An 18,066-nucleotide genomic window follows, 5' to 3' on the forward strand; every position below is an offset into this window, starting at 1 on the left:
GGCGGGTCATCCTGCGTCAGTAGGTGGCCGGGCCGGGCCCAGCCACCCGATTTCCGCCAAACGCGTCAGGCCGGCTCCGCATCGCGCGCCGCCCACATCGCCTTGAAGGCGGGGCGCTGGTGCAGCTTGTCGAGCCAGGTCTTGACGTTCGGGGCGGCGTCGAAGAGCTGCGTCGCCGGCTTGGCGTAGCGGATGACCTCGGCGACATTAATGTCCGCGACGGTGAAGCGCCCGCCCATGACATAGCCACCGCCGCCCGCCAGGGCCTTGTCGAGTACGGCGAATGGCGCGGCCAACACCTCGAGCGCCTTGCTGACGAGGGCAGGGTCACGCTTCTCCGGCGGATAGGCTGCGAGATGGTAGGTCAGGTTGAGCGCGTTCGTCTCGCATTCGGTCGCGGCCCAGAGCGCCCACATCGCGGCGAGCCCTTCCTCCTGGACGTCCTTCGGCGCGACCGGCCCGCCATGCTTGCGAGCGAGGTAGAGGTTGATCGCCAGCGATTCGTGCAGGACGAAGCCGTCATCGTCGATCGACGGGACATGACCGTTCGGGTTGACCGCCATGAACTCGGCGCTGCGAGTATGGATCGGCGCGCCCGGGGCGTTGGGATCGGGCAGGCGATAGACCTGGATCACCGGCACATGCTTGAAGGTGATGCCGAGCTCGTTGGCGAGCCAGACATTGCGCGTCGCGCGCGAGCGATAGCAGCCATAGATGGTCAGGGACATGAGCAGGATTCCGGCGAGCGGGGAGGAACTCCGAATCCAGCGGATGCGGAGAAGAAAATTCTATAGCATCGGACCGAAAAGTGGAATCCACTTTTCGGACAAATCCGATGCGATAACAATGTGCTAGATCATCGTGACCGCGTCCGGTCAGACGCGCGATGATCTATGAAGCTCAGCCCAGCTGACGCAAGGTCTCACGTGCGATGATCAGGCGCTGGATCTCGGAGGTGCCCTCATAGATCCGGGTGATGCGGGCGTCGCGCGCATAGCGTTCGACCGGGAAGTCGCGGCAATAGCCGGCGCCGCCATGGATCTGGATCGCCGTATCGGTGCAGCGATGCGCCGCCTCCGAGGCGAAGAGCTTGGCCATCGAGGCCTCCTTGGCGAAGGGCTCGCCGCGATCCTTCTTCGCTGCCGCGTCGAAGATCAGGAGGCGCGCCGCGTGCAGGTCGAGCTCGCGGTCGGCGATCATCCACTGCAGGCCCTGGAAGTCGGAAATCGCCTGCCCGAACTGCTTGCGCTCGCGCGCATAGGACTTGGCCGCGTCCATCGCGGCGCGGGCGATGCCGAGCGAGACCGAGGCGACGCCGATGCGCCCGCCGGCGAGCTCGCCGACCGCGACGCGGAAGCCATCATTCTCCTTGCCCATCAGATTGGCAGCCGGGATGCGCGCACCGTCGAAATGGATCGTATTGGTGGCCGAGCCGGTCTGGCCCATTTTCTTTTCGGCCTTGCCGATACTGACGCCGGGTATGTCGGCCGGCACCAGGAAGACCGAGATACCCTTGCCCTTCGGCACGTCGGGGTCGGTCACGCCCCAGACCACGAAGAGCCCGGCATATTCACCGGAGGTGATGAAGATCTTCTGGCCGTCGAGCACATAGGTGTCGCCGTCGCGCCGGGCGCGCAACTTCATGCCGGCGGGGTCGGAGCCCGCCCCGGCTTCGGTCAGGCAGAAGGCACCGGCGGGATAGCTCCCGTCGGCCAGCTTCGGCAGATAGGTCGATTTCTGCGCCTCGTTGCCGACGGCCTGGATGACTTCGCCGACCATGTTGGTCACCGAGGTCGTGACCGCCGTCGAGGCGCAGGCGGCGGCAAGCTCTTCCAGCGCCAAGGCGAAGGAAACGGTGCCGGCCTCGGTTCCGCCGAACAGGCCCTTGACGTTGAGCGCCATGAAGCCGTTCTCGGCGAGCAGCTTGAGGTTGGCGAGGAACTCCGGTCGGCCTTCGCCGCGGTCGAGCCGCTCGGCCAATGGCGCCAGCCGGTCCGTCGCGAGCTTGCGCGCGCTCTCGCGGATGAGTTCTTCTTCTTCGCTGAGCGCGAACTGCATGGGGATGCTCGCCGATCGGGGGCCGGATGGCAACTCTAGAGCGGGCCGCGCCGCACGCCAATGTGCGGCCCCGCTTTCCCCGGCGTGCGCATTGAGGCGCTACCCGCGCAGCAGGCCTCAGCTCGCCAGCACCCGTTGCGGCGGGAAGGTGACCTCGACCAGCGTGCCTTCCTTCTTGACGCTGGTGATAGAGAGCGCCGCGCGATTGGCTTCGACCAGCGCCTTGGTCAAAGGCAGACCGAGGCCGGTACCTCCCGATCTGCGCGTCGTCGGCACCTGCCGGAACGGCTCCAGCGCCAATTTGATCTCGTCATCGTCCATGCCGATGCCGGTGTCGCGGACCCGCAGGATCGCCTCGCCCTGATCGCCGAGCGCGGTCGAGACGATCACCTGCCCGCCGGCATCGGTGAACTTCACCGCATTGGAGAGCAGGTTGATCACGATCTGGCGCAGCGATCGCTCGTCGGCGACGACCGGCGGCAGCTTCGGCGCGAGGCCGGAGCGCAGCACGACGCGGCCGCGCTGCGCTTCCGGCTGCAGCAGGTTCACGGCGGACAGCGCGATGTCGTTGAGGTTGACGCTACCGAAGTCGAGGTCAAGCTTGCCGGCCTCGATCTTGGCGAGGTCGAGCAGGTCGTTGACCAGGCTGATGACGTAGCCGCCCGACAGGTGGATGTCGCGCAGATATTCCTTGTAGCGCTCGTTCTCGATCGGGCCGAAGCGCTCCTCGGCCATCACTTCGGCAAAGCCGATGATCGCGTTGAGCGGCGTGCGGATCTCGTGGCTGATCTTGGCGAGCACGTCGGATTTCTGCGCGCTCGCCTTCTCGGCGGTCTTGCGCGCCTCGACCAGCTCACCCTCGGTCTTCTTCCAGGCGGTGATGTCACGCAGCACCGCGCAGAACTTGCTGTCCGGCCCTTCGGCGATGCGGCCCATGGTCATGAACAGCGGGATGCGCCCGCCCTGGCGCACACGGCCGATGACCTCGCGGCCATCATTCATCAGCGAGGCGACGCCGCCGCCGATCAGCCCGTCGAGATAGTCGAGGGCCGGCGAATGGCTCTCCGGCGCGAAGAGCAGCGTGAAGAGCTCGCCGGCGACCTCGCGCTGGTCGTAGCCGAACAGCGCTTCGGCGCTCTTGTTGAGCGACAGGATGCGCCCGCGCCCGTCGACGGTGACGACGCCATCCGTCGCGGTGTCGAGCATCGCAGACAGCTCGGAGACGCGCGCGTCGTTGGCCTGTCCCTCCAGCCGCAGCTGCTCCACGCGGGACGTGGCCTCTTCTTCTTCCGCCGCGAACTCGGCCGCGAGCTCCTGCTCCTCGGCCTCCTCGGGCGTCAGCATCTTGAGGTCGCCGCCCGGCACGCTGTTGCGGAAGGCCATGAGCGTAGCCGCTTCGCCCTGCCAGCTCACGCTGGAGAGCCGGCCGTCGACGCTGATCAGCCCGCCCCTGCGGTCGACCAGGATCATCGCGCCGTCGCTGTTGTGACTCAGCCCCCTGATCAGCTTGCTGACGCCGCCAGCTGCAGTGAGATCGTCGAGGTCGGCGTAATCCAGCAGGTCGAGCAGGGTGCGGTTGGCGTAGAGCGCCGTTTCGTCGCGATTGACCAGCACTGCGATCGGGAGTCGATCCAGAATCTCGGCATGGGCGTTGGCGATGCGGGGGCGCCCTTCCGAAGCTGAGGGCGGCACCGGCGCAGCAGTCGCCGGAACCGAGGCAGACGACTCTTCCTTAGTGTCGCTCGTCTCCTTCTCCCGCACGCGCAGTTGCGCCGCGACCGGCAGGCGCGGCCCGCCTGGCTCGTCCTCCTCGCCGGCGATGCGGGCGCCGAGCGCCTTGGCGATCTCGCGGAAGGCGTTGCGCTCGGCCGAGGAGAGCAGGGTCTTGGACGGCTCGAGCACCGGGCGCACGGCGGCCAGATGGCCATTCCGCAGCGGCACGACATTGGCCGGCGGCGCTTCGGGAGCCGGCGGCGGTTCGCTGGCCTCTGCGGCCTCGCCACCGTCTTCGGCTTGCTCCGTCGTGGCATCGTCATCCGAAGCCCTGGGCTCGGCCGGCGCGTCTTGTGCTTCTACGGCTTCTTCCGGCTCGGAGGACGCTTCAGCGGTTACGTCCGCATTAGCCGGCACGCCGTCAGTCTCGTCTTCACGGGCCTCTGCCCGGGCCGGCTCAATCGGCGCCGCCTCGGCAGCTTCGGTCGAAGGAACTGCGGGCGTGGGGGCTTCCACGACAGCCGCGACCGGCAGCTCTGCCGCCGGGATATCAGCCTCCGGAGCCACGGAGGCGACGTCCTCTTCAGGCGCTTCCCGCTGCGGAAAAGCCTCGTTGGCGGGCGAGCGGGTGAGGCCGAAGCCGCGGAAGCCGGCGGGATTGCGTTCGCCGTCGAACAGCGGGAAGCCGGACAGCTCGACGCGCGCCCCTTCGCCCGGGGAAACGCGCCAGAGCACGGCCCGGCCGCTCCAGGTCGAGGAGGTCGCGAGGCGTGTCGCCAGGTCGCCCTCGAGATCGACGATGTCGCTCGCGAGTAGCGCGGGCCAGTTGCGCCCCTGAGTCGCGCTCGCGGCCTTCGGGCCGACCAGCGCGGCGAAATCCTGCGACAGGCTGACCAGCGTCCCGTCGAGGTCGCTTTCCCACAGGAAGCGCAGATTGGCGCGGCGTGGCTGCTCGGGTGATTCGGCAACGGTGTCCGCCATGACAGGCGTCGTTGGGGGCGCGGCAGGGGGCGGCGCAGCAACCGCCGTCGGTTCGTCCTTTGGCACGGTGATGCCGAGGCGGCGCAATTCGGAGGCGGTGACGCCGATGGCCAGCGCCAGGCCGGAGCCGGTCTCGATGCGCTTGCAGCCGCAGGTCACGAGCCCTGCGAGGGAGGCGCCAAGCCGCAATCTTTCAAGTCTCAGCGCCGTCGGTGAGGCGAGCCCAGCGGCAAGCAGGCGCAAACGCTCGCGCGTCGCCGCGGGAAGCTTGTCAGCTCCGCCGAATGTGCCGAGCAGCGCCCGGCCGCCGGCGTTGGCGAAGACCGGGGCATCGCCGCCGGCTGGCCAGAGCAGCAGTGCGCCGTCACGGGCAAAGCCCGCGAGTGCGGGATCCTGCGCCAGGGCGCCGGTGAGGCCGTTCCAATCCTGTCCGGATTCGCTCATCCTGCTCCGCTCTGCCTGCTGGCGACTCCAGCCCGCGCGAATATGCCTAACAAATCTTTAATAACCGCGCGAGCGGGGTGAATCCATGCGGGAACCCGGCCTCTCCCCTGACGTTTCAAAACAGCGTTAATATGCCCCCGCCGCCGTCTCGGTGGCGGCATTGTCATTGCACTGCAATAATGATATTGCAGTGCACAATAGAAGCGCGGCGCCGGAGACGGTGCGGACGCTTGGCTCGGTCGCAGGAGGACCTACCATGGACGGCAAGCTTCCCTACGAAGTTCCCACCGAGATGCGCGATTTCGCCGAAAAGAGCGTCGATCAGGCTCGCAAGGCCTTCGACGGCTTCATCGGCGCCGCCCAGAAGGCGGTCGACAGCGCCCATGGCTCGGCTGAGACGGCCCGCGTCAACGTCCAGGACATGACCAAAAAGGCGATGTCCTATGCCGAGAACAACATCGCAGCCGCCTTCGATCTCGCCGACAAGCTCGTCAAGTCGAAGGACATGAATGAGGTGCTCCAGCACCAGTCCGAGTTCCTGAAGGCGCAGGTCGCCGCGCTGCAGGCGCAGCTCAAGGAAGTTGGCGCAAGCGTGCAGGATGTTGCCAAGAAGACGGCCGAGACCGCCGCCAAGGCGACCAAGCTGAAGTGAAGCCTTGAGCGCCGCGGGCGCGGAGCAGGCTTTCACGACCAAGCGGCCGGGCCGGTGCGTGACTCTTCGATGGGGTGAGACTCACCTCGCTGGAGTTCGCTCGTGCCCGGTTGCATCTATCGCGCAGGCATGTCCTGCCGAAACCGTGAAGGAGAGATCCGATGGCTAAGCAGACGATCCCCGGCAAGGCGCCGGTCAGCCTCGCGCCGGTCAAGGCGCTGAGTGAGCCGAAGCCGGTCGCGCCGGTCGTGCAGGCTGCACCCGTCAAGGCTCCGGAGGCCAAGCCTGTGGTAGCCCAGCCTGTGGAAGCCAAGCCCGTGGTCGAAGTGAAGCCCGTCGCTGCTCCGGTCGCGGTTGCGCTCGCTCCCAAGGTCGAGGCGCCCGCCGCCAAGGTCGAAGCCAAGCCCGCTGCCGCTGCTCCCAAGCCCGCCGTCCCGCAGCCTGTCGCCCAGCCGGTGGTGAAGCCCGCCGCTGTCGTTGTCGCCGCGCCTGCAGCGAGGCCTGTCGTAAAGCCCGCTGCCGAACCCGCCAAGCGTGTCGCCCCGCAGAAGACCAAGATCGCGAAGCCGGCCGCCAAGGTCGCTGCTCCGGCGCTTAAGGCCGCTTCTGCCAAGGTCGCTGCCGAGCCGGTCAAGGCGCAGCCTGCTCCCGCCAAGGTCGAGCCTGTTGCTGTGAAGCCGGCTGCTCCCGTTGCGGCCAAGGTCGCCGAAGCCGTTCAGCCCGCCAAGCCCGCTGCGACGCCTGTGGCTATCGTCTCCGTCGTCGCCAAGCCGGCCGAGGCGCCGAAGCCGGTTCCTGTCGCAGCTCTTCCGACTATCGCCTGGCTCGAGCCGACCCTGGCGTTGACGCGTGCCTTCGGCACTGTCCAGGCCAAGGTCCTCGACCATGCCTGCGCCGAACTCAAGGCGACGCTGGACGAGGTCGAGACCCTGGCGCGCACACAGAGCGCTGCGGACGCGGTTGCGCTCCAGGCCAAGGCCTTCCGCCGCAGCTACGAATCCTTCGCGGCCCATCTCGGTGATCTCGCCGCGACAGCGCGCCAGGAACTGCCGCGCCGTTGATTTTGAAAGCCGGCGTGGTTTTCCACGCGCCGGCCTGTATTTGCCGTTGCATTCGGCGAGGCGTGGCACTAGGTTCCGCGCCGTCGCCGGACCGCTTCCAGGCGTCGCGACATCAGGCGCAAGCCGTGCAGCCATAGCTCAGTTGGTTAGAGCGCTAGATTGTGGATCTAGAGGTCCCCCGTTCAAGCCGGGGTGGCTGTACCATCTTCCTCCTCCATTCCGTTTCTTCCCGAGATTGCGCGTCTGCCCCGCGCCGGCCTAGTTTGCCGCGCCACGCGGCTTTGAGCCGCCCGCCTCGGGAGCCCCTCCATGCCCAGCAAGATCGATCTCCTCAATCCCGCTTCGCTCTCTCCCCCGACCGGGTATTCGCATCTCGCGATCGTCGAGGCCGGCAAGCAGGTGCATGTCTCCGGCCAGGTCGCGTTCGATCCGATGGGCAAGGTGGTCGGGGAGGGCGATATCGCCGCCCAGGCCGAGCAGGTCTACGCCAACCTCACCGCCGCCCTGGCCGCCGCCGGCACCGACTTCACGAAAGTGTTCAAGCTGGTGACCTACGTCGTCGGCCTCAGCACCGAGAAGGCGGTCGCCGTGCGCAAGGTGCGGATGAAATATCTCGGCGACGGCCCGTTTCCGGCGAGCACCATGGTCGGCGTCACCGCCCTCGTCGATCCGCGCCTGCTGATCGAGATCGAGGCGATCGCGGCGCTGGATTGAGGTGCCGTCGCCAAGGGCTTGCGGCAGGGCAGGCCGCTCGCCATATCTTGCTTGCGCGGTTGGGTTCGCCTTTCGCGTGCGGGGTGCTGCGCAAGCGGGCTCCGATAGTTCCAGAGGCGCCTTTTCAAGGGCTTCGTGATGACGCGTCCGCCTAGCCTGTCGCATCCCTTCCTGCTCGGCTTCGACGATATCGAGCGGGCACTCGACCGTGTCGCCAAAGGCGCCGGCGATGGCTATCCGCCCTATAATATCGAGCGCATGCCGCGCACGGAGGATGAGCCCGACAAGCTCAGGATCACGCTTGCGGTGGCCGGGTTCTCGCGCGACCAGCTCGAGATCACGCTGGAGGAAAACCAGCTGACCATCCGCGGCCGTCAGGTCGACGACAAGACGCGGCATTTCCTGCATCGCGGCATCGCCGCGCGGCAGTTCCAGCGCTCCTTCCTGCTCGCCGACGGCATGCAGGTCCTGGGGGCTGATCTCTCGAACGGGCTGCTCGCGATCGATCTGGCCCGTCCGGAACCGGAACGGCTCGTCCGGCGTATCGATATCATGAGCCGCGACTAGGCCCCTGAGGGCTACAGAAGGTCTTTACGAGAGGGCATGCGGTTTGCCTTCCGTTCATGATCAAGGGTGCACAATCTAACCGCCTCGCACTGCTCTGAAGGAGGGCGCGATGACTGAGACCAGAAACAACCCTCTGACCACGGCCGAATTCGCCGCTCTCGGCAACGGCCAGGTCGCCTATCTCAAGCCGATCATGTCGGATGAGCTGGCCCGCATCTTTCCGCAGGCGCCGGATATCGAACCCGGCCTGCAGCTCTTCGCGCTGCTCGCAGCCGATGGCGCACCGATCCTGGTGACCGATTCCCGCGAGGCCGCGACGGCCAACGCCTGGGAGCACGATCTCCGGATGGTCAGCCTGCACTGACCCGAAACGTCTATGCCGTCGCGGGCGCGATGCCCTCGACGGCGGTGACCAGGCGCGCGATGTCCTCCGGCGTCGAGAGACGATGGTCGCCGTCCTTGATCAGGGTCAGCACGACCGGATCGTGCGGCAGATGCTCGACGAGCTTGAGCGCCTGGCCATAAGGCACATCGGGATCCTTCATTCCCTGCAGGATATGGACGGGGCAGCCGGTTTCGAGCGGATGCCCGAACAGGAGATGGCTCCTGCCGTCCTCGATCAGCGCCTGCGTGATCGGCATCGGCTCCGGCGAGTACTCCGACGGCCGCTGCCAGACGCCGTCCCGGATGATCGTCTCGCGGATCGCCTCCGGCATCTGCGCCCACATCAACTCCTCGGTGAAGTCGACCGCTGGCGCGATCAGAACGAGGCCGGCGGGCTGCAGGTCCGGGGCGGTCTTGCGCAGCTTCAGCGTCGTCAGCAGCGCGACCCAGCCGCCCATGGACGAACCGACCAGGACGGCGGGATCTTGCGTATGGGCGGCCAGCACCGCCTGCGCATCCTCGATCCAGTGCGACATCGTCCACTGCGCGAACTCGCCGCCCGATTCGCCGTGGCCGGCATAGTCGAAGCGGATGAAGGCGCGCCCGGTGCGCTCCGCCCAGGCGGCGAGCGCCTCGGCTTTGGTGGCACGCATGTCCGAGCGCAGGCCGCCGAGCCAGACCACCGGCGGACCCTTGCCGGCCTGCGTCAGCACCGCGATTTCGCGGCGTTCCGCGCCGGTGCCGACGTTCAGAAATTGCGGCTGGGGCCTCGTCACTTTAATCTCTCCTGTGATGAACCGGGCGAAAGCAGGTATAACCCTGCTGCAATCCCGCCCGATTTTGTGATCATCACGACCCCGATAGCATCGGCGAGTCGCCAAGCAGAAGGCCCTTTCGAATAGTGAGCACCTCCCTGCGTTCCGGCGCGCAACTCTCCCTGCCGTCGACCGAGACGCATCCGCTGGCCGGGCGCACCGTGCTGCAGATCATCCCGGAGCTGGAAGCCGGTGGCGCCGAGCGCACTGCGGTCGACATCGCTGCCGGGCTGACCGAGGTCGGCGCGCGGGCGCTGGTCGCGACGGAGGGCGGGCGGCTCGTCGCCGAACTGCAGGCCAAGGGCGGCATCTGGCTGCCATTTCCGGCGGCGGCCAAGAACCCGGTCTCGATGCTGCTCAACGTGCGCACCTTCGCGCTGCTCTGCAAGCGCGAGCGGGTCGAACTCGTCCACGCCCGCTCGCGGGCGCCGGCCTGGGTCGCGCTGGCGGCGACGCGGGCGCTGAAGCTGCCCTTCGTCACCACCTATCACGGCTCCTACAATGCCCGCTCGGTGGTGAAGAACCTGTACAATTCGGTGATGGCGCGCAGTGACGTCGTCATCGCCAACTCCGGCTACACGGCCGACCTGATCCGCGCCCGCCATCCCTTCGCCCGCGATCGCATCCGCGTCGTCCATCGCGGTACCGATTTCTCGGCCTTCGCGCCGTCGGCGGTGAGCCCGGAGCGGATCAGTGCTCTGCGCAGCGCCTGGGGCGTCGAGCCGCATCAGCGCATCGTGCTGCTGCCTGGCCGGCTCACCGGCTGGAAAGGCCAGAAGGTGCTGATCGAGGCGGCGCGCCAATTGCGCGATGCCGGTGATGAGGACACTGCCTTCATCCTAGCGGGCGATGCGCAGGGTCGCGACGGCTATGTGCGTGAGCTCGACGACGCCATTGCCAGGGCCGGGCTCGAGGGCCGCGTCCGCCGCGTCGGCCATTGCTCGGACATGCCGGCCGCCTTCCTGGCGGCGGCCGTGGTGGCAGTCCCCTCGACGGAGCCGGAAGCCTTCGGCCGTGTCGCGGTGGAGGCGCAGGCCATGGGCACGCCGGTCGTCGTCTCCAATCTCGGCGCCGTGCCGGAGACGGTGCTGGCTCCGCCCCAGGTCGCGCCGCAGGAACGATCGGGCTGGCATGTCCTGCCCGATGATGCGGCGGCACTCGCGCAAGCCCTGCGCGAGGCGCTGGCGCTGCGCCCCTCCGCCCGCGATGCGCTGGCGCGCCGCGCCCGGCTGCATGTCGAGCGCCACTTCTCATTGGCCTCGATGGTCAATGACACACTCGATGTCTATTGCGCCCTGCTCGGGCGCTGAAACCGCCTGATCCATTGACAACGCTTCGCGTTGTGCAATGTGTCTCACCAACGGCGCGACGAGCGCCATTCACAGGAGAATACAGCCATTCGTCGTCCCTTCCGTGCCGCACCAGCCCCCGTCAAGGACGGTCCTCGCGCCAACCGCGACATCCGTGGCGTCCGCGACGTCCAGCTCATCGACGATACCGGCGCCAACCGTGGCGTGGTCTCGTTCTTCGAGGCGCTCAAGATTGCCGAGGACGCCGGTCTCGATTTGGTCGAGATCGCCCCCAATTCTGTGCCTCCGGTCTGCAAGATCCTCGACTACGGCCGCTTCCGCTTTCTCGAGCAGAAGAAGGCGTCCGAGGCGCGCAAGAAGCAGCGCACCATCGAGATCAAGGAAATCAAGCTTCGCCCCGGCATCGACAAGCACGACTACGACGTGAAGATGAAGGCGATGCACGGCTTCTTCGAGGAGGGCGACAAGGTGAAGGTCACCCTGCGCTTCCGCGGCCGCGAGATGGCGCACCAGGACCTCGGCGTGAAGGTGCTGGAGCGCGTCAAGGTCGATACTGTCGAGGTCGCCAAGGTCGAGAGCGACTGGCAGCTCGAAGGCCGCCAGATGGTCATGGTGCTCGCGCCCCGATAAGGCGAGGCTTGCGCGCCTTGCCCAAGGGGCCGCACCCGGACCTGCCTTTCACAAAGCCCGGCCGTTTCGGCCGGGCTTTGCCATGTCGGTGGCGTCTAGCTGACGGAGCGGATGATCTCGCGATAGGCCGTCTCGGGGAAGGCCTTCAGCGTTTCCGAGCGGACATTGCCGAGCATGGCGAGCCGCAGGCAGAAGCGCGCCTGCACGGCATCGTCCGGTGCCTCGCAGATAACGACCATGTCGTGCTTGCCCATGGTCATGAAGAAGGCTTTGAAATCGCCTCCCATCTCCTTCAGCGCCTGCTTGGCCGTATCGAGACGAGTCGGCGAATCCTTGAGGTTGCGTGCGCCCTGGTCGGTCCAATTGAGCAGCATGATGTAGGTCGTCATCGCGCTTCTCCCCGAAAGGCCCGGCCTTTCGTCGGAAGCTGCCTACGGCGGCCCGCTTGTCGCCGCGCGGTTCCGGATGGGCCGTTGACCATCCGCCGGGCCTATCCCGTCAATCTAGCATGACGGGCCGGTACCGGGCAGGGCCTATCGGCCAAGCAGACGCTTGAGCTTCCTGACGGCGCTGTCCGGCGTCGTTAGCACCGGCTTGCCCGTCGCCTCCGCGACTGCCGATGCGGCGCGAGCCAGGCTGAACTGCGCCAGAGCGATCGCATCGCACTCCGCCAGATCGCGCGCCGCAAGCGCCGCCAGCCGGTCGTGCTCGGCCCCGTCGCCGCGATCGAGCGCGGCGAGCGCGCCTTCCGCCAGTTTCGGCGTGACCGCGAGCGATCCCGGAAACTCCGGCGGCATCGACTGCAGCGTCGGTCCGAAGCTGGCGAGCAGGCCGATCCGGCCGCCGATCGCCATGGCTTCCTCGATCATCGCCTCGTTCGGCTTCAGCACGGGCAGGGGAGACAGCGCGCGTTGCGCCGCCTCGATGCAGGGACCGAAGGCCGAGCAGGTGAAGAGGATGCCATCGGCGCCGGTCGCCCGCGCATAGCCGGCGAGGCTGAGGAAGCGCCCGGTCATCGCCTCGGTGATCCGCCCGTCGCGGGAAAGATCGGCCGAGAGGCTGTCGTCGAGCAGGTTCATCAGCGTGACTTCTGGCCATAGCCGCGCGAACGCCGCCTCGATCGGAGGCGGCGAATGGCGTAGCGCATGGATCAACGCGATCCGCATGGGCAGGTCCTACCGGATCGGGTGCGGGTATTGCAGACCGCCACGCGAGGCGAGGTCGTTGAGCCCGCGCTTCAACTGCAGCTTGGAACCCCCGCCGACATTGCGCTCGAAGCTCTCGCCGTAATTGCCGATATGCTTGATCACGCGATAGGCCCAGTCATTGCTCAGGCCGAGCCCCTCGCCGAACTTGCCTTCGACGCCGAGTAGCCGCTTGATCTCGGGATTCCCAGACTTCAGCTGCTCGTCGACATTGGCCTTGGTCACACCGAACTCCTCCGCGTTGAGCATGGCGTAGTGCACCCACTTTACAAGCGCGACCCAGCTCTCGTCGCCGCGCTTCACCGCCGGGCCTAGCGGCTCGCGCGAGATCAGCGTCGGCAGCACGACGAAGTCGTCGGGTTTGGAGAATTTCAGCCGCTCGGCGGCGAGCCCGGAAGTGTCGGTGGTGAAGGCGTCGCAGCGCCCGGCCTCCAGCGCCTTCACGCCCTCCTCGTTGGTGGCAAAGCCGATGATCTCGTACTTGAGTTTGTTGGCGCGGAAGAAGTCGGCGAGGTTGAGCTCGGTCGTCGTGCCTTGCGTCACGCAGATCGAGGCGCCCTCGAGCCCCTTCGCCTCGGTGACCCCGAGCGACTTGCGCACCATGAAGCCCTGGCCGTCGAAATAGTTGATGATCGGCCAGGACATGCCGGCCGAGGTGTCGCGCGACATCGTGTAGGTCGCGTTGCGGGCGAGCATGTCGACCTCGCCGGACTGCACCACGACGAAGCGCATCTGCGGCGTCGTCGGGATGAACCTGACTTTGTTCGGGTCGTTGAAGATCGCCGCGGCGACGGCGCGGCAAAGGTCGATGTCGAGCCCGTCCCAGCGTCCGTCCGACCCCTGGATGCCGAAGCCGGGCAGGGCGATATGATTGCCGCAGATCAGTTCACCACGCGCCTTGACGCGGTCGAGCGTGCCGGTCTGGGCGCTGGCCACGCCGGCAAAGCCGAGCGTGGCGAGTCCGGCGAAAGCCAATTGTTTCAGTCGTTTCATGATCGTTCCCCTGTTGTGGAAGCACCGGGCTCTTGCCGGCCCGGATCGTGGTGAACCTTCAGGCCAATCGGGCCGAGGCCAAGCTCGCATCGAGCGCGTCGCCCAGCCGCTCGACGATGGTGTCGACGGTCGCAGCGTCGATGATGAAGGGCGGGGCGAGCAGGACATGGTCGCCGGCGGTGCCGTCGGCGGTTCCGCCCATCGGGTAGATCAGCAGTCCGCGCTCCTGTGCCGCCTGCTTGATCCTGGCGTTGAGTTTGAGCGCCGGGTCGAAAGGTGTCTTGGTCGAGCGGTCGGCGACGATCTCTACGCCCCAGAAATGGCCGCGCCCGCGAATGTCGCCGACATGGTGATGATTGCCGAAGCGCTCGCGCAGGCGCTGCTCCAGCCGCGCACCCTGCTTGCGGACATTGGCGAGCAGGTCGTCGCGCTCGATCACTTGCTGCACCGCCAGCGCGGTGGCGCAGGCAAGGGGATGGCCCACGTAAGTCTGGCTGTGCGGGAAGACGCCCGAGCCCTGCCTGACCGCCTCGACGACCCGCTTCGACGTCAGCATCGCGCCGATCGGCGCATAGCCGCCGCCGAGCCCCTTGGCGATCGCCATCAGATCGGGCGCGATGCCTTCCTGCTCGCAGGCATGGAGCGTGCCGGTGCGGCCCATGCCGCTCATGACTTCGTCGAGGATCAGCAGCACGCCGTGGCGGTCGCAGATCTCGCGGATGCGCTTGAAATAGCCGGGCGCGGCCGGCACCGCGCCGAGCGTCGCGCCGACCACCGTCTCGGCGACGAAGGCGCAGACGGTCTCGGGCCCGAGCTCCAGGATCTTGGCCTCGAGCTCGTCGGCGACGCGAAGCGCATACTCCTCGCTGGTCTCGTCGGCGCGCCGGCCGCGATACTCATAGCAGGGCGAGATATGATGGCCCTGCATCAGCATCTGCTCGAAGGGAGCACGATCCTTCATCCGCCCGCCGACCGAGAGCGCGCCGAGCGTGATGCCGTGATAGCTCTGCTGCCGCGAGATGAAGTTGACTCGGCTTCTCTCGCCCTTCTCGACGAAATAATGCCGGGCCATCTTCAGGCAGGCTTCGATCGCCTCCGAGCCGGAGCTGCAGAAATAGACCGACTCCATTCCGGGCGGTGCCCGTGCGATCAGATGGTCGGCGAGCTCCTCGGCCGCGTCGGTGGTGAAGAAGCTGGTATGGGCGTAGGCGAGCTTGTCGATCTGCGCATGCATCGCCGCCAGCACGTCGGGATGGCCGTGGCCGAGGCAGGAGACGGCAGCGCCGCCCGAAGCGTCGATATGCTCGCGCCCGTCGCGGTCGCGCAGCACCATGCCCTCGCCGCCGGTCGCGGTCGGATAGGTCTTGCTCAGCATGCGATGCAGGATGTGGCTCATCGATGGCCTCGCCTGATTGATCGGGGAGTGAGGAAGGTGCCGGCCGCGTCGAGCGCGGCCTCGTGGCGGGCGATCGCGTCGAGCGCGGCCTTGCCCTTGCGCGCCGTCATCAGCGCCGCCAGGCATTCGACCGCGGCGAAGGCCGGCGTCATCGTGTGGAAGAAGGACGGTGTCTCGGTCCGCACCAGCAGAGCGACGTCGGCGATGGCGGCGAGGGGAGAGAGTGCGCTGTCGGTCAGCGCCACCACCTTTGCACCGCTCTCCCTGGCGATCTCCGCAGCCTGCACGGTCTGGCGCGTATAGGGCGCGACCGAGACGGCGAAGAGCGCATCGCCGGGTCCGATCCGGCGCAGCGCATCGATGCCGCGCCCGCCGGCACCGTCGGCCAGCACCGAGCTCGCCCCGATCAGGTCGCGGATGTAGTCGAGCATGAAGGCGGCCGGGAAGGCCGAGCGCAGGCCGAAGCAGAACACGGTTTGCGCCTCGCTCAAGAGGTCGGCGGCCTGCTCGAAGCGGGCGAGCGCCTGTGGTTCGCGCAGTGCTTTCAGATGCTCGGCCAGCGCCGCGAACATGTCCTGCGCGATTGCGCTCGGACCTTCCTCGCCATGGCGCTGCATCAATTCGCCGGCCCGGCCGGCAAAACCCTCCGGCCGCCGCCGCAGGGCTGCCGCATGGGCGGCGCGCAACTCGTCATAGCCCCTTAGCCCGAAGCGCTGCGCCAGCCGGGTGAGGGTGGCCGGCGACAGGCCGGCGCGCTTGGCCTGCTCTCGCGTGGTCAGCAACGCGACATCGGCCGGATGATCGAGCACCCAGCGCGCCGCCGCCTGCAATTGCTGGGGCAACTGCTCGAAGCTCTCGGTGAGGCTCGCCGTCAGGCCGGGCTTGTCCATGCGCCAGACCTTAGCAGGGAAGGGCAATGAATGAAACATAGCGATTACAGTGATTAATATGAAACAATTGTTTCACAAACGGGGAATGCGAGGGATGGCTCGGTCAGCGCCTGGCCAAAACGACGATCCAGGCTTGAAGAGGGGTAGGCTTCGGCATCCATCACGGTGTCATCCCGGACAAGCCGCGAAGCGGCGCCGATCCGGGATCCATTCCGGAGCCTCACCGATAGAGGTTCCGGAATGGGTCCCGGGTCTCCCTCCGGTCGCCCGGGACGACTCGTATTTATGGGAAAGCCGACGAGGTCAGCTCCGAACCAGCAGCCCGTCGAGCATGAGGTTGAAGGCGTCGATCGCCTTGCGCGAGATCGCTTCCGGCTCGGGGGCGTTCGCGATCCATTGTGCCGCATATTGCGTTGCTCCCGCGATCAGCCTCGCAGCCGCTTCGGGATCGATAGGCGCGATGACGCCGGTCTCGGCCAGCTTCGTCAGGCTTTCCGTCATCGAGCGGATGCACTCGCTCAGCGTGGGCCAGTCCCAGGGATCGCCGAGGACCGCCGGGCCGTCGCGCAGCATGATGCGCTGGATTTCAGGGTCGAGCGCCAGCTCGATATAGGCGGTGCATTCGTCGCGGAAACCGGTCCAGGGGTCGCCGGCCTTCGCCGAGACCGCCTGCATATGGGCATTCATCTCGCCGTCGATCTCGGTGATCACCGCGACGAGCAGGCCCTTCTTGTCGCCGAAATGATGGTAGAGCGCGCCCCGCGTCAGCCCGGCCGAGGCGGTGAGATCATCCATCGAGGTCTGCGCATAGCCGACCGTGCCGAAGGCGGCGCGCGCCGCGGCGATCAGCTTGGTCCGCGTCTCGGCGATCATCTGGCTGCGCGGCTTGCGCATCGTCCATGTTCCTTTCGCATACGGTGCGTATGTGAATTGACATACGTTGCGTATGTAATTACTCATGTCACATACGCAACGTATGTCAATCACGCTTTGATGTGACGGAGACGTCCATGCCTAACCCCTATCGCGAGATTTTCCGGGCTCCCGGCTCGATCGGCTTTTCAGCCGCCGGCTTCCTCGCCCGCATGCCATTCTCGATGCTGACGATTGGCATCGTCACCATGCTCTCCCAGGCGCGCGGCCAGTATTGGCTTGCCGGTGGCGTCGCCGCGACCTTCGCGCTGTCCAATGCGCTGATCGCGCCGCAGATCTCGCGGCTGGTCGACCGCCATGGTCAGAGCAAGGTGCTGATTCCCGCGACGCTCGCGACCATCGTCGCGCTGATCGGGCTGATGCTAGCGACGCGCCTCGAGGCGCCGATCTGGGTGCTCTTCCTCTTTGCCGCTCTCGCCGGACTCGAGCCGAGCATGATGGCGATGGTGCGTGCCCGTTGGACCGAGATCTATCGCGATACGCCGCATTTGCGCACCGCCTTTGCCTTCGAATCGGTCATTGACGAGGTCATCTTCATGCTCGGCCCGGTGATCTCGATCGGCCTGAGCGTCATCTGGTTCCCGGAAGCCGGGCCGCTTGCGGCAACGATCATGCTCGCTGTCGGCATGGCCCTGTTCGTGGCGCAGCGCGCGACCGAGCCGCCCGTGCACGCGCAAGGCGTCGACGCCAGCAACTCCGCCATCCGCCTGGTGCCGGTGCAGATCATCGCGCTGCTGATGGTTGCGCTCGGCGTCGTCTTCGGCACGGCCGAGGTCACCGCGGTCGCCTTCGCCGAAGCGCAGGGCAACAAGGCGGCGGCGAGTCTGGCGCTCGCGGCCTATGCCGCCGGCTCCTTCATCACCGGCCTCGTTTTCGGCGCGCTCCGCCTGCGCATGCCGCTCGCCACGCAATTGCTGCTCGCGATCGGGCTTGCCGCGGCGACAACACTGCCGCTGCTGATCGTCTCGTCGCTCTGGATGCTGGGCATCGTGCTCTTCATCGCCGGCGCCTCGATCTCGCCGACCGTCATCGTCGCGATGGCGCTGGTCGAGCGGCATGTGCCAGCTTCAAAGCTGACCGAGGGCATCACCTGGGTGATGACCGGCATGGGTATCGGCATGGCGGCGGGGTCGGCCGCCTCCGGTTGGCTGATCGACGTCTATGGCGCGAGCACCGGCTTCTACGTCTCGGTCGCCGGCGGGTTTTCGGCGCTGGCGATCGTCACGATCGGGTTCTGCCTGATCGCCGAGCCGCGGCGGACGGTGATGGCATGGACGGGCTGAAGGCAAACCGCAACGTAAAGTCCGTCTCACAAAAAAG

18 protein-coding genes and 1 tRNA gene are annotated in these 18,066 nt (G+C 67.0%); 9 read left to right on the top strand and 10 right to left on the bottom strand.

All coding sequences use genetic code 11. From position 1 onward, the window contains the following. Positions 1-65: 65 nt before the first annotated feature. The 3 genes from GV161_RS17665 to GV161_RS17675 all read right to left on the bottom strand — a co-directional run bounded on the left by GV161_RS17665 (position 66) and on the right by GV161_RS17675 (position 5,196). Positions 66-728, bottom strand: a complete 663-nt coding sequence (locus GV161_RS17665) for a glutathione S-transferase family protein (protein WP_152016931.1) — start codon at positions 726-728, stop codon at positions 66-68. Between the two features lie 172 nt (positions 729-900). After that, entirely contained in the window at positions 901-2,058 is a 1,158-nt protein-coding gene (locus GV161_RS17670; RefSeq protein WP_152016932.1) for an acyl-CoA dehydrogenase family protein, read from the bottom strand. A gap of 117 nt (positions 2,059-2,175) precedes the next feature. Next, complete coding sequence (locus GV161_RS17675; protein ID WP_152016933.1) at positions 2,176-5,196, bottom strand: PAS domain-containing sensor histidine kinase; 3,021 nt, start codon at positions 5,194-5,196, stop codon at positions 2,176-2,178. Positions 5,197-5,452: 256 nt separating this feature from the next. On the opposite strand from GV161_RS17675, the gene GV161_RS17680 reads away from it, so the two are divergent. The 6 genes from GV161_RS17680 to GV161_RS17705 all read left to right on the top strand — a co-directional run bounded on the left by GV161_RS17680 (position 5,453) and on the right by GV161_RS17705 (position 8,554). Further along, a complete protein-coding gene (locus tag GV161_RS17680) occupies positions 5,453-5,848 on the top strand; it encodes a phasin (RefSeq protein WP_244624257.1) in 396 nt (131 codons plus the stop codon). A 161-nt stretch (positions 5,849-6,009) separates the two neighbouring features. Continuing rightward, positions 6,010-6,909 carry a hypothetical protein gene (locus tag GV161_RS17685; RefSeq protein ID WP_152016934.1) on the top strand — a complete coding sequence of 300 codons (900 nt, stop codon included), beginning with the start codon at positions 6,010-6,012 and terminating at the stop codon, positions 6,907-6,909. Between the two features lie 127 nt (positions 6,910-7,036). Further along, positions 7,037-7,113, top strand: a tRNA-His gene (locus tag GV161_RS17690). Between the two features lie 105 nt (positions 7,114-7,218). After that, positions 7,219-7,623 (top strand): RidA family protein, encoded by a 405-nt coding sequence (locus tag GV161_RS17695; protein ID WP_152016935.1) that lies wholly within the window; start codon positions 7,219-7,221, stop codon positions 7,621-7,623. A 138-nt stretch (positions 7,624-7,761) separates the two neighbouring features. Next, entirely contained in the window at positions 7,762-8,190 is a 429-nt protein-coding gene (locus GV161_RS17700) for an Hsp20 family protein (RefSeq protein ID WP_091831716.1), read from the top strand. A 109-nt stretch (positions 8,191-8,299) separates the two neighbouring features. Next, the gene (locus GV161_RS17705) at positions 8,300-8,554 is read left to right on the top strand and encodes a DUF1150 domain-containing protein (protein WP_091831714.1); all 255 of its coding nucleotides are present in this window, start codon (positions 8,300-8,302) and stop codon (positions 8,552-8,554) included. Positions 8,555-8,564: 10 nt separating this feature from the next. On the opposite strand, the gene GV161_RS17710 is transcribed toward GV161_RS17705, so the two are convergent. Then, positions 8,565-9,350 (bottom strand): alpha/beta hydrolase, encoded by a 786-nt coding sequence (locus GV161_RS17710; RefSeq protein WP_193219595.1) that lies wholly within the window; start codon positions 9,348-9,350, stop codon positions 8,565-8,567. A gap of 125 nt (positions 9,351-9,475) precedes the next feature. Between GV161_RS17710 and GV161_RS17715 the strand changes: the two genes are divergently transcribed. Together GV161_RS17715 and infC are read left to right on the top strand one after the other, a co-directional pair. Further along, a complete protein-coding gene (locus GV161_RS17715; protein WP_244624258.1) occupies positions 9,476-10,699 on the top strand; it encodes a glycosyltransferase family 4 protein in 1,224 nt (407 codons plus the stop codon). 87 nt (positions 10,700-10,786) lie between these two features. Then, a complete protein-coding gene (gene infC, locus GV161_RS17720) occupies positions 10,787-11,329 on the top strand; it encodes a translation initiation factor IF-3 (protein ID WP_152017510.1) in 543 nt (180 codons plus the stop codon). Positions 11,330-11,424: 95 nt separating this feature from the next. Here the strand turns inward: infC and GV161_RS17725 are convergent, their stop codons facing one another. The 6 genes from GV161_RS17725 to GV161_RS17750 form a co-directional block, all read right to left on the bottom strand. Continuing rightward, positions 11,425-11,718: a GYD domain-containing protein gene (locus GV161_RS17725; RefSeq protein WP_152016936.1), complete on the bottom strand. Its 294-nt coding sequence runs from the start codon at positions 11,716-11,718 to the stop codon at positions 11,425-11,427. A gap of 144 nt (positions 11,719-11,862) precedes the next feature. Next, a complete protein-coding gene (locus tag GV161_RS17730; RefSeq protein WP_152016937.1) occupies positions 11,863-12,495 on the bottom strand; it encodes an aspartate/glutamate racemase family protein in 633 nt (210 codons plus the stop codon). A gap of 9 nt (positions 12,496-12,504) precedes the next feature. Further along, positions 12,505-13,527, bottom strand: a complete 1,023-nt coding sequence (locus tag GV161_RS17735; protein WP_152016938.1) for an amino acid ABC transporter substrate-binding protein — start codon at positions 13,525-13,527, stop codon at positions 12,505-12,507. Between the two features lie 58 nt (positions 13,528-13,585). After that, the gene (locus GV161_RS17740) at positions 13,586-14,923 is read right to left on the bottom strand and encodes an aspartate aminotransferase family protein (RefSeq protein WP_152016939.1); all 1,338 of its coding nucleotides are present in this window, start codon (positions 14,921-14,923) and stop codon (positions 13,586-13,588) included. After that, on the bottom strand, positions 14,920-15,813 hold the full coding sequence (locus GV161_RS17745; protein WP_159650286.1) for a MurR/RpiR family transcriptional regulator: 894 nt from the start codon (positions 15,811-15,813) through the stop codon (positions 14,920-14,922). Before GV161_RS17745 ends, GV161_RS17740 begins: the two co-directional genes overlap by 4 nt. A 303-nt stretch (positions 15,814-16,116) precedes the next feature. Then, a complete protein-coding gene (locus tag GV161_RS17750; protein WP_152016941.1) occupies positions 16,117-16,707 on the bottom strand; it encodes a TetR/AcrR family transcriptional regulator in 591 nt (196 codons plus the stop codon). Between the two features lie 116 nt (positions 16,708-16,823). On the opposite strand from GV161_RS17750, the gene GV161_RS17755 reads away from it, so the two are divergent. Then, positions 16,824-18,029, top strand: a complete 1,206-nt coding sequence (locus GV161_RS17755; RefSeq protein WP_152016942.1) for an MFS transporter — start codon at positions 16,824-16,826, stop codon at positions 18,027-18,029. Positions 18,030-18,066: the final 37 nt, after the last annotated feature.

It is taken from the genome of Bosea sp. 29B (assembly GCF_902506165.1).
In the GTDB taxonomy this organism is placed as follows: domain Bacteria; phylum Pseudomonadota; class Alphaproteobacteria; order Rhizobiales; family Beijerinckiaceae; genus Allobosea.

What these genes read in the sequence shown, in the direction of transcription:
- GV161_RS17700 (WP_091831716.1), top strand. Translation starts at nt 7,762, where the DNA reads ATGACGCGTCCGCCTAGCCTGTCGCATCCCTTCCTGCTCGGCTTCGAC.
- GV161_RS17680 (WP_244624257.1), top strand. Translation starts at nt 5,453, where the DNA reads ATGGACGGCAAGCTTCCCTACGAAGTTCCCACCGAGATGCGCGATTTC.
- GV161_RS17705 (WP_091831714.1), top strand. Translation starts at nt 8,300, where the DNA reads ATGACTGAGACCAGAAACAACCCTCTGACCACGGCCGAATTCGCCGCT.
- GV161_RS17740 (WP_152016939.1), bottom strand. Translation starts at nt 14,923, where the DNA reads ATGAGCCACATCCTGCATCGCATGCTGAGCAAGACCTATCCGACCGCG.
- GV161_RS17745 (WP_159650286.1), bottom strand. Translation starts at nt 15,813, where the DNA reads ATGGACAAGCCCGGCCTGACGGCGAGCCTCACCGAGAGCTTCGAGCAG.
- GV161_RS17665 (WP_152016931.1), bottom strand. Translation starts at nt 728, where the DNA reads ATGTCCCTGACCATCTATGGCTGCTATCGCTCGCGCGCGACGCGCAAT.
- GV161_RS17755 (WP_152016942.1), top strand. Translation starts at nt 16,824, where the DNA reads ATGCCTAACCCCTATCGCGAGATTTTCCGGGCTCCCGGCTCGATCGGC.
- GV161_RS17735 (WP_152016938.1), bottom strand. Translation starts at nt 13,527, where the DNA reads ATGAAACGACTGAAACAATTGGCTTTCGCCGGACTCGCCACGCTCGGC.
- GV161_RS17670 (WP_152016932.1), bottom strand. Translation starts at nt 2,058, where the DNA reads ATGCAGTTCGCGCTCAGCGAAGAAGAAGAACTCATCCGCGAGAGCGCG.
- GV161_RS17730 (WP_152016937.1), bottom strand. Translation starts at nt 12,495, where the DNA reads ATGCGGATCGCGTTGATCCATGCGCTACGCCATTCGCCGCCTCCGATC.
- GV161_RS17675 (WP_152016933.1), bottom strand. Translation starts at nt 5,196, where the DNA reads ATGAGCGAATCCGGACAGGATTGGAACGGCCTCACCGGCGCCCTGGCG.
- GV161_RS17695 (WP_152016935.1), top strand. Translation starts at nt 7,219, where the DNA reads ATGCCCAGCAAGATCGATCTCCTCAATCCCGCTTCGCTCTCTCCCCCG.
- GV161_RS17750 (WP_152016941.1), bottom strand. Translation starts at nt 16,707, where the DNA reads ATGCGCAAGCCGCGCAGCCAGATGATCGCCGAGACGCGGACCAAGCTG.
- GV161_RS17725 (WP_152016936.1), bottom strand. Translation starts at nt 11,718, where the DNA reads ATGACGACCTACATCATGCTGCTCAATTGGACCGACCAGGGCGCACGC.
- GV161_RS17685 (WP_152016934.1), top strand. Translation starts at nt 6,010, where the DNA reads ATGGCTAAGCAGACGATCCCCGGCAAGGCGCCGGTCAGCCTCGCGCCG.